Origin of the sequence: Acinetobacter sp. CIP 102136, from assembly GCF_000369685.1 — a bacterium.
Classification (GTDB): domain Bacteria; phylum Pseudomonadota; class Gammaproteobacteria; order Pseudomonadales; family Moraxellaceae; genus Acinetobacter; species Acinetobacter fasciculus.
Map to the genome: position 1 here is coordinate 265,348 of NZ_KB850141.1, position 15,896 is coordinate 281,243.

General features: G+C 45.6%; 14 protein-coding genes. 5 read left to right on the forward strand and 9 right to left on the reverse strand.

The window, feature by feature from the left end:
- Positions 1 to 93 precede the first annotated feature (93 nt).
- Complete coding sequence (locus F893_RS04100) at positions 94 to 1,329, forward strand: magnesium transporter CorA family protein (RefSeq protein WP_004647341.1); 1,236 nt, start codon at positions 94 to 96, stop codon at positions 1,327 to 1,329.
- Between the two features lie 114 nt (positions 1,330 to 1,443).
- Here F893_RS04100 and F893_RS04105 read toward each other — a convergent pair whose 3' ends face one another.
- The 6 genes from F893_RS04105 to F893_RS04130 form a co-directional block, all read right to left on the reverse strand.
- A complete protein-coding gene (locus F893_RS04105; RefSeq protein ID WP_005102903.1) occupies positions 1,444 to 1,701 on the reverse strand; it encodes an HP1242/YdcH family protein in 258 nt (85 codons plus the stop codon).
- Positions 1,702 to 1,790: 89 nt separating this feature from the next.
- Positions 1,791 to 2,120, reverse strand: coding sequence for a chaperone modulator CbpM (locus tag F893_RS04110; protein ID WP_005250486.1), 330 nt, complete (start codon positions 2,118 to 2,120; stop codon positions 1,791 to 1,793).
- Positions 2,121 to 2,604: 484 nt separating this feature from the next.
- The gene (locus F893_RS04115) at positions 2,605 to 3,066 is read right to left on the reverse strand and encodes a DUF2147 domain-containing protein (protein WP_004647343.1); all 462 of its coding nucleotides are present in this window, start codon (positions 3,064 to 3,066) and stop codon (positions 2,605 to 2,607) included.
- Between the two features lie 321 nt (positions 3,067 to 3,387).
- Entirely contained in the window at positions 3,388 to 4,263 is an 876-nt protein-coding gene (locus F893_RS04120; protein ID WP_004278571.1) for an Hsp33 family molecular chaperone HslO, read from the reverse strand.
- A gap of 50 nt (positions 4,264 to 4,313) precedes the next feature.
- The gene (locus F893_RS04125) at positions 4,314 to 6,167 is read right to left on the reverse strand and encodes a cation:proton antiporter domain-containing protein (RefSeq protein ID WP_005250489.1); all 1,854 of its coding nucleotides are present in this window, start codon (positions 6,165 to 6,167) and stop codon (positions 4,314 to 4,316) included.
- Positions 6,168 to 6,242: 75 nt separating this feature from the next.
- Positions 6,243 to 8,465 carry a primosomal protein N' gene (locus F893_RS04130; protein ID WP_005250492.1) on the reverse strand — a complete coding sequence of 741 codons (2,223 nt, stop codon included), beginning with the start codon at positions 8,463 to 8,465 and terminating at the stop codon, positions 6,243 to 6,245.
- A gap of 150 nt (positions 8,466 to 8,615) precedes the next feature.
- Here F893_RS04130 and gspF point away from each other — a divergent pair, with 150 nt between their 5' ends.
- The 3 genes from gspF to F893_RS04145 all read left to right on the forward strand — a co-directional run bounded on the left by gspF (position 8,616) and on the right by F893_RS04145 (position 10,951).
- Complete coding sequence (gene gspF / locus F893_RS04135; RefSeq protein WP_005250503.1) at positions 8,616 to 9,821, forward strand: type II secretion system inner membrane protein GspF; 1,206 nt, start codon at positions 8,616 to 8,618, stop codon at positions 9,819 to 9,821.
- 75 nt (positions 9,822 to 9,896) lie between these two features.
- Positions 9,897 to 10,331 (forward strand): type II secretion system major pseudopilin GspG, encoded by a 435-nt coding sequence (gene gspG, locus F893_RS04140; protein ID WP_005250505.1) that lies wholly within the window; start codon positions 9,897 to 9,899, stop codon positions 10,329 to 10,331.
- Between the two features lie 284 nt (positions 10,332 to 10,615).
- Complete coding sequence (locus F893_RS04145; RefSeq protein WP_005250506.1) at positions 10,616 to 10,951, forward strand: hypothetical protein; 336 nt, start codon at positions 10,616 to 10,618, stop codon at positions 10,949 to 10,951.
- Between the two features lie 153 nt (positions 10,952 to 11,104).
- Here the strand turns inward: F893_RS04145 and lnt are convergent, their stop codons facing one another.
- Together lnt and F893_RS04155 are read right to left on the reverse strand one after the other, a co-directional pair.
- The gene (gene lnt / locus F893_RS04150) at positions 11,105 to 12,664 is read right to left on the reverse strand and encodes an apolipoprotein N-acyltransferase (protein WP_005250507.1); all 1,560 of its coding nucleotides are present in this window, start codon (positions 12,662 to 12,664) and stop codon (positions 11,105 to 11,107) included.
- A complete protein-coding gene (locus F893_RS04155) occupies positions 12,661 to 13,500 on the reverse strand; it encodes an HlyC/CorC family transporter (protein ID WP_004278564.1) in 840 nt (279 codons plus the stop codon). Before F893_RS04155 ends, lnt begins: the two co-directional genes overlap by 4 nt.
- 201 nt (positions 13,501 to 13,701) lie before the next feature.
- Between F893_RS04155 and tusA the strand changes: the two genes are divergently transcribed.
- Positions 13,702 to 13,962, forward strand: coding sequence for a sulfurtransferase TusA (tusA, locus tag F893_RS04160; RefSeq protein ID WP_004729361.1), 261 nt, complete (start codon positions 13,702 to 13,704; stop codon positions 13,960 to 13,962).
- Between the two features lie 163 nt (positions 13,963 to 14,125).
- On the opposite strand, the gene F893_RS04165 is transcribed toward tusA, so the two are convergent.
- Complete coding sequence (locus F893_RS04165) at positions 14,126 to 15,838, reverse strand: electron transfer flavoprotein-ubiquinone oxidoreductase (protein ID WP_005250509.1); 1,713 nt, start codon at positions 15,836 to 15,838, stop codon at positions 14,126 to 14,128.
- Between the last annotated feature and the right edge of the window lie 58 nt (positions 15,839 to 15,896).

Sequence of the window (15,896 nt, forward strand, 5' to 3'; positions counted from 1 at the left end):
GCTCGGCTCATAATTTTAAGACGGATAGATGGGGAAGGCCTAGCTCTATCCTGCAACAACAAAAAGCAGAATTGTGAATAGAGAATTGTCTTAATGCAGGTTTATTATTTTTACCAACATCCGACCGAACATCATATTTTTGTACAAAAAGAGCCTATTGCTCAAGCCGAACCTGAATTTATCTGGATCGACTATACCCGGGCAGATGTGGTTAATCGGGCTGAGACTTGGCAAAAAGAAATAGAACAGCAGACCCATTTATACCTAAACGAATTGCATGTAAACGATATTCTTAATTTAGAACATCCTTGTGTATTTGATAGCATGGATGACTATGAGTTGCTTATTTTTCGCAAGCTGATTACCCCGGATGATGACATCGAGAGCGGTGAGCAGGCGCTGGAACAGCATGAAAAAGTATTTGGTCTGGCGACTACTCCGATTAGTTTTATCATGACTCCTCAAGTGCTGATTACAGTACGTGAGCAAGGCAATAAAGCAATAAAAAATTATATTTCCCGTATTGAAACCCATGTGATCCGTTCCACTCAGGAACAAAATAAGTCACGAAAACTCCCGATGACCCCGCTGGATTTATCGTTACGTTTGCTGAATAGCATGGTGGATGGTTATTTGGATTTACGTGTGCCTTTAACCCGACGGGTTGAATTCTGGCAACAGGAGTTATTACAGGGGCATCGCCGCTTTACTAAATGGAACCAGTTATTGCAAGAAAGCATATCTTTTCAACAAGTGGAAAATCTCTGTGAAGAGCAAATTGATACCTTGCAAGAACTGCGAGATGAAATTATCGATAATTATCCACACTTGAAAGGCAAGAAGAAGTCGGAACGGCAGGATATTATGCTGGTCCGAATGAATGACCTGGTCAGCCATGTAGAGCGCATCCAAAAACACACTGTTCGTTTGCGTGCCTCGATTCAGGCGGCTATCGACCTGCATTTTTCAGCCATTGCCAATCAGACCAATGAAAATATGCGCATCTTGGCGATAATTACCGCTATTTTTGCACCGCTGACCTTATTGACCGGGATTTACGGGATGAACTTTGAATTTATTCCGGGGGCGAAATCTCCTGTCGGGTTCTGGAGTATGTTAATGATCATGTTCATTAGCACGGTATTGCTGGTGTATTATTTCTATCGCAGACATCTGGTCGGCCGAGGGGAGCGCAGTGTGATTGATCTACTGGCACAACAGCATAAGAATCAACACGTGAATCTGTTCTGGTTCCTGGACTATGAGCCGATTAAGCAATCAGTGAAAGAGACCATGAAAGAAGTTGAAAAGCTGACCAAATTAAAATAGAGCTACTTTTATCAATCGATATTTATAAAAGTTGTCCTATTTTTCAAGCACACGTAGATCAGTGGACTTCAATTTTAGATTAGCTCTGTAGAAATCAACACTCTGTTCTGCTGATCACTCAACTTGAGCTGTTCGAGTCAGTATTTTATAGATTTCATCTTTTAATTTCAGTTTTTTACGCTTGATCGCCTCAATATCATTGTTGATATGATTGACTGGATCAAGTTCAAGCTGGCTGATTTCTTTGTCCAGCTCATTATGTTCCTCGAATAACTTGGCAAAATAGGGATTTTCCTCGCGAAGTTGCACAATCAAGTCGCGGTATTCGGGAAACATGTATTTGAGTTTCTTATTGCAATCTTTGGTTTTCATAGGGATTCTTATACTCTAATCATAAAATTAAATATAAATATGTTCTGATCTGCACTGGAAAATGCAGATCGACAGAACATGAAAAGGATTTACTTGAAGTGCAAATGTTTGACCTCGCGGCGTAACTCCTGCACTTCATCAATGAGGTCCAGCATCATGGCAACGGCGCTAAATGAGGCATCAAAATCGCGTTGCAGGCGATAGGCGCGTTGTGCACGCGAGATATCTTCACCGAGGAAAGTGCTGGTCGGGGTTGTGGAACAATTGGGTAAAATTCCATGTTCAATTAACTGCATGACCCATTCGGGGCTTTGTCCACATGCTTCTGCAAAGTGGATCAAGTCAAATGAACGATCGTCCATAATTTCTGAGGGGGTATAACCGTGGGAAAAACTTTCTTGGTACTGAATCGTAGTCATGGGTCTACTCCTTAAACAGCCAAGTGTGCAAAATCCGGAGAGTGGGAAGGTGCTAAAATAGAACGCTTTCCAACCCTTGGACCTGCAGACTCAGAGTGATGACTCAAATGATCATGAGTGAAGAGTCGGGATGTGCTGGTAGTTGATGAATCAGTCGGTCTGACCGGATCTTTATCAGCAGCATGCGAGGCAAAGAAGGTTAAAGCTGAAGTGGTTTTTATAATTTTATGTGTTATCGACAAAGCGTATTCAATCACTTTCCTGTGTTGAATAGAGGGTGCCATATCAGGGCTGCAAAGCAGACCAAAGGGCAAAATTGAACGAGGCTGAAGATTGATCATCATAAATGGATAAAAAATAACCGTCTTCGATCCATTATTATGACTTTAGCTGTCCCAAAACAGTTTTTATTTGTACCTTATTGTTTCAAATCATGACAAAGAAAAAAGCCCCAAATACAGGGGCTTTGAAAATCTTTCTGAAATTAATATTTTACCCAGGTGACACTGCGGCCAATCACTGATACCCCCACATAACCACGTAAGGTCAGACGTTTGCCATTAGCACTTAAGCGTGCTTTACCCTTATAAACTTTGCCACTGATCGGATCAAGTACTTTGCCATCATGGTATTCACGTGGCTTTTTCGGATCTGCCTTAAAATCCCAGATAAACGGCAGGCCTAGAAAAGGCTTGTTCTTGAGCTGACCTGGACATTTATGACAGATCCCCATTTTTTCTGCGCCAGGCAGGCTGCGTGTTTCGACAATCACCCCTTCATAACTGCCATCTGCTTTCTTGCGAATTTCTACATCCGCACGAGAATAACCAGACTGATCATCGATGGTTTTCCATTTACCCAATAACGGATCTTCATAGGCAAAGGCCAAGCTAGAAACTGCGGCTAAACTCATCCCCATTACTAGAGTATTCAATAATTTTCTCATAACATACCTGTTAAATTGATGATGTATTCATTTTAGAATTATTGCTCTAATTTATTTTAAAAGCATAATTAAATCAATAGGATGAACTGTGAAGTCTTTCTCATAATTTTTTGAAAATGATGAATATTTAGGTTTTGTTAATGTGAATAATCTTATAATTCAACAGGGATTCTTAGATTGGATTCACAGGAGAGTTTGATTCAGGGAGTAGACGGGTTTTCTACTGTAAGAGAATATGCTCTATTGAGCTCAGTCATATAGGTTTTAAAATATAAAAAAAGCATTCCGGGGAATGCTTTTAAACTTAAGGATTCGAACTGCTTAGCTTAGGTGTTTACCAAATAGGCCCAAGGCTTCTTCAGCGGTAAAGGTATATTGGCTATTACAGAACTGGCAGTCCATCTCGATCGGATTCTGGAATTCCAGTGTTTCACGGATCGACTCTATACCGATTTGTTGTAAAGCGACTGCACAACGCTCTTTAGAGCAGGTACAACCAAACTTCAATACTTCAGTATCTGGCAGACGCACTTCTTCTTCATTATATAAACGGTACAGAATATCAGTGGCTTGCAAACCGACTAACTCTTCAGTTTTTAGAGTCTCTGTGAGCATGGTCAGACGTGGCCATAGATCTTCATCTACCCGGCGTTGTTCTTCTTCACTATTACGTGGTAATAACTGAATCAGTAAACCACCTGCACGCTGATGGTCACTTGCCAGTACAATACGCGTCGGAATCTGTGCAGACAGGTCATAATACTGCATCAGACAGCCCGCCAGATTTTCTTTATCAAGGGGTACAATCCCCTGATAACGCTCACCAAATTCTGGTTCGATATTGATGAATAGAACCGGAGAGGTGAGTGATTTCAACACTGTACTACTGTCTTCACCGACCAGAAAGTGCGGATCTTCTTCATAGTCAGCCAGAGCGCGAACTTCACCCAAATGGTTACATTCAGCCATAGCCCATTTAAATGTGCCCGATGCCTGAATTTGCAGGCTGATACGCCCTTTAATCTTCAATGTGCTGGCCAGCAGTGCAGTGGCACTAAGCATTTCACCTAGCAGGATTTTAACTGCAGGCGCATAGTCACGTTGCGCTAAAATGGTTTGTAAAGCTTCTTCAAGATGCACCACTTCACCACGAACAGGGCTATCTTCAATAAAAAAGCGTTGGCGTAAATCAGACATAAAATTCTCCATAACCCTGCTTTAATGGTGTCATTATTGTAAAACACAAGTTAGGACAGTTCATCTCTTAACGTATCAATTCCTGCGCCGTTTGTATCCTGTTGCTGCTGTTTAGCCTGTTTTTGCACTTTATGGCGTTGATCCTGGGTAAACAGATGCTCCAGTTCAGCCAAACTGCTGCGCTGATTTTCATAATTTGGATGTTCATCCGGATCCAGATGATATTGACTATTGAGCAACTTTTCATCCTGTTCACGGAAGTTTTGAATCTGTTGCAGGCTTTCTTCCGGGTCAGGATTGAGCTGGTTTAGTAAGGCCTGACTGAGTTCTAAAGCTGAAAGATAAGTTTCACGCCAGATGTGTTTCACGCCCAAATCCTGTAATAAATGCACATGATGCCGGTCACGGGCACGTACCCATAAACTGATTTCAGGATAATTCAGCCGCAGATGCCGCACGATCAGCATCGAGTCTTCAATATCATCAATGGCGACAATGACCTGTTGCGCCGTGGCAACCCCTGCCTGCATCAAGGCTGCCGGTTCTGTCGCATCTGCCTGATAGAAAGGGATGTCGTACTGCGCCAGAAGCTCAGTGGCTGGCACAGTGCTGTCCATGACACTAAAGGCGTGTTGCTGCTGCAGTAAAATCCGGGCGATAATTTGCCCGAAGCGGCCAAAGCCAATCAGCAGAATCGGTGTACTGGTTTGAGGATTGAGATCAGTTTCGAAGGTCGCTGCCAGATGATTGTGACGATCCAGATGCGGTAGGATCTGACTGTGCAATAACCAATAAAATGCTGGCGTCAGCAGCAAGGAAAAACTCACCATCCACAGCAAGGGAGAGAGTAGATCGGCCGTAATAATCTGGTCGGATACCGCAATCACCAGTGCGAGTAAGGCAAATTCGCCACCTTGTGCCAGACTGGCTGCTAGCAAGGTACTATTGCGCCAGCTATTTTGATGATAACGCGCCAATGCTAGACTGATTGCAAACTTGCCCAAGATTAAAGTGAGGGTGCCGCCCAGAATCATCCAGGGAAAATTTAGCAGATCAGCTAAGTGCAGTGACATGCCTAGACTGATAAATGCCAAGCCCATCAACAGGCCCTGAAAAGGCCGAATCGTACTTTCTACCGCAGGCCTGAAATCTGAATCTGCCAATAAAATGCCGGCAAATAAGGCACCGAGAAATAGATTCAGTCCGAGGGTATTCATCAGCACCAATAATGCCAAGGTCACCGCAATCGCTACAATCGCATGCAGTTCGTGACTGCCACTTTTAGCAATCCAGCGATACAACGGCTGCATCAGGTAACGATTACACAGGAACAGACCGCTCAACGTCGCGATGAGGGCAGCAAAGTAGGCCACCCCATGTTCAGTCGAGCGAATCCCGGCAAATAGGGGAATAGCTGCAATCACCAGAATGGCCAACAGGGAATGAACCAGCAGGATCGAATAGGCCTGCTGGCCATAACTGGTGGCGAACTGTTCCTGATGATTGAGATGTTGAATCACCAGAGTCATGGCGGACAAACTGCCGGCGAGTCCAATTACAATGCTGGCGAGTAGGCTTTGCTGAAGGAAAACCCAGGCCATGAGCGTGAAAATCAGGGTGCTGATTAGTACCTGTAAAGCAGCCATCATCCACAGGGAGGGATTAATCTGCACAATGCGTTGTGGTCTGAGTTGCAGGCCGATCCAGAACATCAGTGCCATCAGGCTGACTTGCATGAAACTACTCATGACTTCGGGTGTCTGAATCAGGTGCAAAAGGCTTGGACTTAAGATGATCCCTGTTAACAGATAGCCCAGCACACTTGGCAATCTGAGCCTTTTACTCAGTGGCACTATCAACAGTGCAATGACCAGAACCAGTGTTATTTGTAACAGTATCGACATTTTCCTGCCCTAAATTTATTCTTGATCCAGACTTGCAGTTTCGTATTCCAGATCGATCCTCAGGCGCAATATCTTTTAGCTCAGTTCCTGAGGGTCGATGTCCAGCGTGAGCTTCATGCTAGAAGGTTTGTCCTGCAGCATGTTTTGCCACCAGCTACGCACATAGTAATGCAAACGTGGACGATCCGCTGACAATAGCACCATATGCGACTGATAGCGTCCGGCCTTACGTTCCATAGGTGCAGGAATCGGTCCCCAGATGTCCAGCGCCAGATCAGGATATTGCCTGAGGAGTGCTGCATGTTTCTGTAAGAATTCGGTATTTTGTGCCTGATCCTTGGATTCACAGCGAATCAGGATGGCATAACGGTAGGGCGGCATTCTGGCCATCTGCCGTTCTTTTAAGGTCTGCTGGGCAAATACGCGATAATTTTCATTCACTAAGGTGTTCAGCAGGGCATGATCAGGTCTGAGGGTCTGCAGATAAACATCGCCTTTATGTTCACCACGTCCGGCACGGCCAGCCACTTGCACGATCAGTTGCGCAGTCCGTTCAGTAGCACGGAAGTCCACACTCAGCAGACCGGAATCAATATCCAGAATCGCCACCAGCGTCACATAAGGAAAATGATGCCCCTTGGCCAGCATCTGGGTGCCGAGTAGAATCGCCGGTTCGCTTTTCTGAATCTTGTCATAGATTTTTTGCCAGCTGCCGACCCGACTGGTGGAATCGCGATCGACTCGAATCACCTCAAAATCCGGAAATAGCTCATTTAAATGTTCTTCGACTTTGCCGGTGCCCATACCCAGTGTAACCAGTTCCTGATGCTGACATTGCGGGCAGTGTTCCGGCATACGGTGAATAGTACCGCAGTGATGGCAATGCAGATGCTGATAAGGCTGACGGTGTACAGTGAAGTTGGCATCACAGTGCGGACATTGCGCCTGCCAGCCACAGCTGCCACAAAGCAGGACGGGGGCATAGCCACGGCGGTTTAAAAAAATCAGTACCTGTTCTTTTTTCTCCAGGCGCTTTTTGATGTCCTGAATCAATTGCAGGCTAATCCCATGCTTTTTTTGTGCAACTTTTAAATCCAGAATATGGATTTTGGGCATCAAGGCCGTGCCGGCACGCTGGTTCAGCTCCAGCACCTGCATCTTGCCATGTTCAACCAGTGCATAACTGTCAATGCTTGGCGTCGCTGATCCCAGCAGTACTGGACATTGCTGTAAATGGCCGCGGTACAGGGCGACATCTCGGGCATGATAGCGGAAGCCTTCCTGCTGTTTAAAGGACAGGTCATGTTCTTCATCCAGAATGATCAGGCCCAGATTCGGCATTGGCGTATAAATGGCGGAACGTGTCCCAAGCACAATCGAGGCTTTGCCAGTTTCTGCCGACTGCCAGGCCTGTAGCCGTTTGGAATCATTCAAACCGGAGTGCAGCAACGCAATATGGCAATGAAAACGGGACTGAAAACGGCTGATGGTTTGCGGCGTCAGGCCGATTTCCGGCACCAGCACCAGCACCTGTTTGCCCTGTTTTAGTACCTGTTCCATGATCTGCAAATACACTTCAGTTTTACCGCTACCGGTCAGACCATCCAGTAAAAAAGCTTGATATTGATTGCGATATTTTAATACCTGTTCGACTGCATGTTTTTGTTCAGGATTGGCGGTCAGCGGCATCTGTGCCAATTGCACTGGCTGTGGACTGAAATCTTGTGGCTCCAGTACACAGGCGCAAATCTCTTTTTTCTCCAGTGCTTTTAAGGTCGCGGTTTCAATCCCGGCCATATTCAGCACATTTTCAGTAGTCCCGACCGGATGCAGTTTTAAAATCCGGTAGGCTTCCTGCTGCTTGTCCGAACGGCGTACTTTGGCCTCGGCATCAGGGTCCAGCAATTTCCAGGTACGGGCCAGCAGGTTATAAGGCTTGCCCTGACGCAGCAGGGTCGGCAGGGCACTGTGGATGACTTCACCGATCGGAAACTGATAATACTGCGCTGACCATGTCAACAAACTTAAAACTTTGCTATCTATAATGGCGCGTTCATCGAGTAGTTCGGTCACAGCCTTAAGTTTAAAGCGTGGGTCGAGAGGAGTATCTGCGGACAGTTTTTCAATAATCACCCCGACCAGATTCTGCCGACCAAACGACACCAGTACACGTGTGCCAATCTGAGCTTGTTCAAATTGTTCTGCACTCATCGTGTAATCAAAACAATCAAATACATGTACAGATACAGCAACGCGTACGCGATAAATTGGATTTGAATCGGTGTGAGAATTTTGCATATCTTGGGGTGGAGATCCTGAAGAAATTTCGTCGTGCTTAAAGTTCGATTATGTTAAAGTGAGCAGATAATTTATATCAAAGAATATGAATGATTTCGGTGGTCTGACGCAACAGCGTTGAGCAAAATTTTGGAAAATTAGAGCATTACAATGCCTGCATATCAGTTTATTGCGCTTGATGCTTCAGGAAAGCAGCAAAAAGGCGTGCTGGAGGGGGATTCTGCACGTCAGATCCGGCAACAATTACGGGATAAAGCACTTATTCCTGTCTCTGTTGATCCTGTTGAAAAAAAAGATCAACATCATCGTCGAAAATGGTTTGAAAAAAGCATCACCGCCTATGATCTGGCTCTGATGACCCGGCAATTATCCGTGCTGGTCGCTGCTGCGATTCCACTGGAAGAAGCGATTCGTGCCGTCGGCAAGCAAAGTGAAAAAGTACATGTACAAAACCTGCTGATGTCAGTGCGCTCCAAAGTGCTGGAAGGGCATAGTCTGGCGCAGGGCTTGCAACAATCCGGACGTTTTCCTGAACTGTATATTGCCACAATTGCCGCCGGTGAACGTTCCGGACATCTGGACCTGATTCTGGATCAGTTGGCTGACTATACCGAAAACCGGTTTGCCATGCAGAAAAAAATTCAGGGTGCAATGGTCTATCCGATTATCCTGATGCTGATGTCCTTTGCGATCGTGATGGGGCTGATGACCTATGTGGTGCCAGATATCGTCAAGACCTTTGACCAGAGTAAAGATGCCTTGCCGTGGATTACCGTGGCCTTGATGAAAGCCAGTGATTTTATCCGCATTGCCTGGCCATTTTTATTGATCGGTGGGGCTTTGGGGATTTTCCTGTTGGTCCGGTTTTTAAGAACCACAGCCGGGCATTATGCCTTTGACCGTCTGACCTTAAAATTACCTTTATTCGGCAAATTGTCACGCGGGATTAATGCCGCACGTTTTGCCAGTACCTTATCCATTTTGACCCAGTCTGGCGTGCCGCTGGTCGATGCACTGCGCATTGGTGCTGCAGTCAGCAATAACTGGGTAATCCGTGATGCGGTGAATCTGGCAGCGGAAAAAGTGACCGAAGGCGGTAACCTGGCAACCCAACTGGAACGCAGTGGTTATTTCCCGCCGATGATGGTACAAATGATCAGAAGTGGCGAGGCATCCGGTGAGCTCGACCGAATGCTGGAGCGTGCTTCACAGATGCAGGATCGTGAAGTGACCACCCTGATTTCAACTTTACTGGCTTTGCTGGAACCTTTAATGCTGGTCCTGATGGCCAGTATTGTTCTGGTCATTGTGATAGCAGTGATGCTGCCAATTGTAAATATGAATAATATGATTTAAACAGTAACCAGTTAGAATTTTGCTGTGATCAAGATTCAAGTGGTCTGAATAATGCAAATAAGTGAGAGAGATTGAATGAAAAGGAATGAATTAAATAAACAGACAGGCTTTACGTTAATCGAAGTCATGGTGGTGATTGTTATTCTCGGTGTACTTGCTGCGCTGATCGTTCCGAACGTGATGGGACGCGGTGAAAAGGCCAAAGTCGATACCACCGTGATCAAGTTGCAGAGTATTGCGGGTTCACTGGATCAATACAAGCTGGACAATGGCAAGTATCCAAGTATGCAGGAAGGTGGTCTGGATGCACTGGTGAACCAGCCAGCGACTGCAAAAAACTGGGTGCCGGGCGGTTATGTTAAAGGCGGTTTTCCAAAAGACAGCTGGGATAATGAACTGCAATATGTGATTCCGGGTACCGATGGTCGCAGCTTTGATCTGTATTCATTTGGTGCAGATGGTCAATCGGGTGGTGAAGGAACAGATGCCGATATTTATTATCAGCCTTAATTGAGAATCATTATAAATTCTCGATAGATGGTATATATCACTTCACTTAATAAGCTATTTCAATACGAAGTGAAGTGATAATAACTATTAATTATTAAATGTAATGTAAGTTAATGATATTTATAATAATGAATTAATAAAAACGATATGCGAGTTATAATAAGAATTATTCCCATATTTATCTATTACAATTCTCGTAAAATATGAATAAACATACACTTTCTATTTATTTAAAAAAGCTCATAATGATCTGAATGGCACTTGACTCGCCAACGGAGAAGCACATGAAAGCATTTATCTTGGGAGATGAAATCAATCAATTTCATTGGTCGATGCTGAAATCTGTTCTTCTGGTTTTAAGCATGCTGCCGATCAGTCAGGGAATCGTCCATTTATGGCAGAGCACCGAAGGCAGCAGCCAGATTGTGGTGGCCTTTTTTGCTATCAGCTTGATGAGCAGTTTATTGGCCCTATGTTTCTGGTCCGCATTAAACGCGAGTGTAGTTCGCATTCAAGCCGAACAAGGTTCAGTATTTGAGCAGACACTGGTTAACCTGTATCGTCATGTGCCGATGTTGTCTCTTGCCAGTATGGTGTGTTATCTCGCTATACAGTTTTAAGTTTTAAAGAGATAAAAAACCGAGGCTGTGACCTCGGTTTTTTATTGCCTTGAGTGTTCTTCGCTTTCATAAAGGGAGCTTAGGAGGGATTGATAAGGTGCTATATTCAGGAATCCCCTAAATCCCTCTTTATAAAAGAGGGACTTGAAGAAATTATCTTCTTGACTTAAAGCTGACATCCACTTTACGTGGACGGAAGCGCCATCCAATAAGCAAAAGCAGAACTGAGAAGATCATCACTGGCCAATCACTGAGTTTCATATACAGCGTTTCGCCCTGCATGGCTGGAAGTTCACTACGTAATACCGCTTCCTGATCCACCGGGGCTTTTTTCACGATGTGGCCATTGTGGTCAATAAAGGCGGTTACACCGGTATTGGTGGCGCGAATAAACCAGCGGCCATTTTCTTTAGCACGCATTTGCACCATTTGCAGATGCTGTAATGGTCCTGCCGTGCCGGTAAACCAGGCATCATTAGACACGGTCACCAGAAAATCACTTTGGCTGGCATTGCGACGGGTCAAATTCGGGTAGGCCACTTCATAGCAAATTGCAGAACCCAATGGATGATTTTTCACATTCAATGGTTTTTGATGATCTGCGCCCCGGGTAAAACCACTCATGGAAGGATCATTTTGCAGACCTGGCAAGACCCAGCTCAGCCAGCCTGATAAGGGGATATATTCACCAAAGGGAACCAGTCGTTGCTTCTTGTATAGGCCATCGGATTCATCGCCACTGGCCATAATACTATTGTAATATTTTGGATAGCCCGCAGTCTGCGATTCGGCTAAATCCCAATATGGAATGCCGGTCACCCATGCAGTGCCTGATTTTTCAGCTTGTACTTTCATGGCCTCCAGAAAGGCTTCAATATCAGTCTGGAACATGGGAATCGAAGATTCCGGCCAGACGATCAGATCACGGCCCCATTCGGTTCTACTCAAATTGGCATAAATCAATAAGGTCTTCACCTGATATTCAGTTAGCCATTTCAAGTCTTGCGGAATATTGCCCTGAATCAGGGAAACCGTTAAAGGCTTTTGATTTTTTTGCTCAACAAACGTCAGCTGTGCTGCGCCCCAGGCACCGAGTAATAAAACTGCCGAAGGAATAGCCCAGAACAGGCGTTTATTCAGAATTTCAACCAGTGCACAGGCCAGAATGATCACCACGAAAGACACCCCGAACACCCCGAATAAAGGCGCATAAGCATCCAAGTAGCGTTCGGTAAAGGCATAGCCAGCAAATAGCCACGGGAAACCGGTAAAGACCCAGGTCTTGGACCATTCAAACAGCACCCAGAGCGGGGCAAAGGTTAAAGGGGTTTCCGGGAAAAAGCAGCGATAGACAAACGTTTGAACGGCACTAAACAGGCCCATCACCAGTGCCATGATCAGGATCATTACAACGCTGAGAAATGCACTGGTATCGCCATAGACATGAATCGAGGTATAGAGCCAGAATGCGCCGACAAACCACAAGCCAATCCCATAAGCCCAGCCAATGCCAAAGGCCTGTTTTGCGCTACGTCCGCGCAGGCAAGCATAGAGCAGTGCTGGAGACAGAATCGCCAGCCACCAGTAATGATAAGGGGCTAGTGCCAAACTAAAGATAGCACCTGCAAATAAGGCAATTAAAACAGGATAGATTAGCGGCAAAGGTTTTTGCTGTTGAGACGAACTCAACAGCTTATCGAAATACGCTCTCATTGGCGCACGGCTCGAATTAGATGAATAGAGCGTGAATCCGCCTCAAGAATGGTAAATTGCCAGTTTTCCAGTTCAATGGTTTGACCTTCAAGGTCACTCACCAGACCAATTTCCTGTAATAACAAGCCGCCCATGGTTTCCACTTCATCATCAGGGAAAGTCGCATCCAGCATATTATTGAAATACTCAATCGGAGTCAGGGCTTGGACTACCCAGGTATTGGCGGTAGTCGGGTCGTTATCCGGAACAATGTAGTATGCTTCTTCGTCAGCATTGTCATGTTCATCTTCAATTTCACCGACAATTTCTTCCAAAATATCTTCCAGTGTCACCAGACCCGAAGTCGTACCGTATTCATCAATCACCACCGCAATATGCGTCTGGGTATTCTTTAACATGCGCAGCACCTGATCGGAGCGGGCACTTTCCGGAACAAACAAAGGTTGACGCATGAGCGCGCGAATATCGACCTTGGCCGTCGGTTCAGTCAGAAAAGGCAATAAATCCTTGGCCAATAGAATACCGACTACATTATCGGTCTGATCGGATGAAAATACCGGAAAACGTGAATGCGCAGACTCGACCAGTACATGCAGGATATCCAGCAGCTGGTCATCTTCCTGCAAGCTGATCATGGACGTGCGAGGCGTCATGACTTCACGAATTTTGGTTGCCGGGAGGTCAAGAACGCCCTCAAGCATGGCAACAGTATCGGGTTCTAAAAATCGACGTGAATCTTGTACTAATTTTAGCAGTTCGTCGCGAGTTTCGGGTGCAGTTCCCAGCCATTTGCGTAAGCCGCGCATACCCCACGACGGGCCTGATTCCTCGTGCATGATTTTTCCTGAAGACTCTTAATATCTAAAAAAACGTGGTTTTATCATACCGCAGAAAATACGCTTGTCTATTGTAAATATGATGCACAGTCTTGATCGCGTGAGTCAGCGCTGATTTTAAAACTGGCCACGTATGCAAAGCAGCAATGTAATCGCAGCTTTATGCTAAAATATGACGGTCTTTCCATCCTGAGTCTATCGATGTCCCCAACTGAAATTATTCCAAGTCTGCAATTGAATACCCGAGGTTTGCGTTGTCCTGAGCCAGTGATGATGTTGCATCAGGCGATCCGTAAATCAAAGGCAGGTGATGTAGTTGAGGTGTTTGCCACGGATAATTCAACGTCGTGGGATATTCCAAAATTCTGTATGCATTTGGGGCATGAGTTGCTCTTGCAGGAAGAACGTCTGGATGAAAATGGCAATAAAGAATTTCATTATTTAGTGAAGAAAGGTGGCTAAAAATACCAAGGGCTGATGAGCTCAAACATTTGTCTTATTTAGAAAATAAAATTTCAAAAATCTGCTTAATTAAATAGATGAATGGACAGGAACTGAAATTATTAATATTTATCCATAAATAAACCCACTTAAAAGCGGGTTTATTTTTTATCTGATGATTACCTTACATATTCGGGTAATTTGGACCACCACCACCTTCCGGTGTTACCCATGTGATGTTCTGGGACGGATCCTTGATGTCACAGGTCTTGCAGTGCACACAGTTTGCTGCATTGATCTGGAAGCGTTTTGAACCGTCATTATTTTCCATGATTTCATAGACACCCGCCGGGCAGTAACGCTGTGCAGGCTCATCCCATTTCGGTAGATTTACTTCCACCGGAATTGAAGCATCGGTCAGTTTCAAATGTGCTGGCTGGTTTTCTTCATGGACCGTGTTCGAGACAAACACCGAAGACAAACGGTCAAAAGTCAGCTTGCCATCCGGTTTTGGATAGGTCGGCTTGAAACTTTCAGCTGCCTGGGTTTTTAACGCAGCATGATCTTGAACCAGATCGTGCAGGGTGAACGGCACTTTAAACACGTTCTGGTCGATGAAGTTAAAGGCACCCCCGATCCATTGACCGAACTTGTGCATTGCCGGACCAAAGTTACGCGAGTTATAGAGTTCTTCTTTTAGCCAGCTGTTGTTAAACTTGTCGGTATATGCGGTGAGTTCTTTCACAAAGAAATCTTCACCCTCTACAACACGTGCCACCGCCAGATCACCGCCTTTTTCTACACCGGCCGCAATCGCTTCAAACACCGCTTCACCGCAGAGCATGCCGGATTTCATCGCCGTATGTGAGCCTTTGATCTTGGCAAAGTTCAGGAAGCCTGCATCATCACCAATTAACGAGCCACCTGGGAAAGTGAATTTTGGTAGTGAGTTAAAGCCACCTTTGGTCACGGCACGCGCACCATAGGAAATACGCTTACCACCTTCCAGATATTGCTTGATTAAAGGATGGGTTTTCCAGCGCTGCATTTCCATGAACGGATACATATGCGGGTTAGTGTAAGAAAGATCCACGATCATGCCTAGGGTTACCTGATTGTTCTCGGCGTGGTAGAGCCACCAGCCGCCTGAAGAACCGGTTTCAGAAAGTGGCCAACCGGCACCATGCATCACCAGACCCGGTTTGTGCTTGGCAGGATCGATTTCCCACAACTCTTTAATGCCGATACCGTAGTGTTGCGGATCAGCGTCCTTGTCCAGGTTGAACTTCTGGATTAAACGCTTACCTAAGTGACCGCGGCAACCTTCAGCAAATAACGTGTATTTGGCATGCAGTTCATAACCCGGGGTAAAGTTATGCGTCGGTTCGCCATCTTTACCAATGCCCATGTCACCGGTTTGGATGCCTTTGACTGTGCCATCGGCATGATACAGAATTTCAGACGCGGCAAAGCCCGGAAAGATCGACACTTCCAGTTCTTCGGCTTTCTGGCCTAACCAGCGCACCACGTTGCCGAGCGAGATGACATAGTTGCCATCGTTATGCATGGTTTTAGGTACCATCCAGTGTGGTGCTTCCTGTGATTTTTCATCTGACAGCAGGAAGAAGGTTTTATCTTCAGTCACCGGCACATTGAGCGGGGCACCTTGTTCTTTCCAGTCCGGGAACAACTCGTTCATGGCACGTGGTTCAAGCACAGCACCAGACAGAATATGTGCACCGACTTCGGAGCCTTTTTCTACGACACAAACGGACAAATCGTTTAAGTTGTTTTCAATTGCAAGTTGACGGATTTTGATCGCAGCAGAAAGACCCGCAGGGCCTGCGCCTACGATGACGACGTCAAACTCCATCGATTCACGTTCGATGTGTTCCATGTAGGACTCCTCATATTACTATTCGGTGGCAACCATAACCGGATGGTTGGGTGCTGCC

Coding starts and splice junctions, on each gene's coding strand:
- F893_RS04155 (WP_004278564.1), bottom strand. CDS start 13,500: ATGCACGAGGAATCAGGCCCGTCGTGGGGTATGCGCGGCTTACGCAAA.
- F893_RS04120 (WP_004278571.1), bottom strand. CDS start 4,263: ATGTCTGATTTACGCCAACGCTTTTTTATTGAAGATAGCCCTGTTCGT.
- gspG (WP_005250505.1), top strand. CDS start 9,897: ATGAAAAGGAATGAATTAAATAAACAGACAGGCTTTACGTTAATCGAA.
- F893_RS04110 (WP_005250486.1), bottom strand. CDS start 2,120: ATGACTACGATTCAGTACCAAGAAAGTTTTTCCCACGGTTATACCCCC.
- F893_RS04165 (WP_005250509.1), bottom strand. CDS start 15,838: ATGGAACACATCGAACGTGAATCGATGGAGTTTGACGTCGTCATCGTA.
- F893_RS04100 (WP_004647341.1), top strand. CDS start 94: ATGCAGGTTTATTATTTTTACCAACATCCGACCGAACATCATATTTTT.
- gspF (WP_005250503.1), top strand. CDS start 8,616: ATGCCTGCATATCAGTTTATTGCGCTTGATGCTTCAGGAAAGCAGCAA.
- F893_RS04105 (WP_005102903.1), bottom strand. CDS start 1,701: ATGAAAACCAAAGATTGCAATAAGAAACTCAAATACATGTTTCCCGAA.
- F893_RS04115 (WP_004647343.1), bottom strand. CDS start 3,066: ATGAGAAAATTATTGAATACTCTAGTAATGGGGATGAGTTTAGCCGCA.
- lnt (WP_005250507.1), bottom strand. CDS start 12,664: ATGAGAGCGTATTTCGATAAGCTGTTGAGTTCGTCTCAACAGCAAAAA.
- F893_RS04130 (WP_005250492.1), bottom strand. CDS start 8,465: ATGCAAAATTCTCACACCGATTCAAATCCAATTTATCGCGTACGCGTT.
- F893_RS04145 (WP_005250506.1), top strand. CDS start 10,616: ATGAAAGCATTTATCTTGGGAGATGAAATCAATCAATTTCATTGGTCG.
- tusA (WP_004729361.1), top strand. CDS start 13,702: ATGTCCCCAACTGAAATTATTCCAAGTCTGCAATTGAATACCCGAGGT.
- F893_RS04125 (WP_005250489.1), bottom strand. CDS start 6,167: ATGTCGATACTGTTACAAATAACACTGGTTCTGGTCATTGCACTGTTG.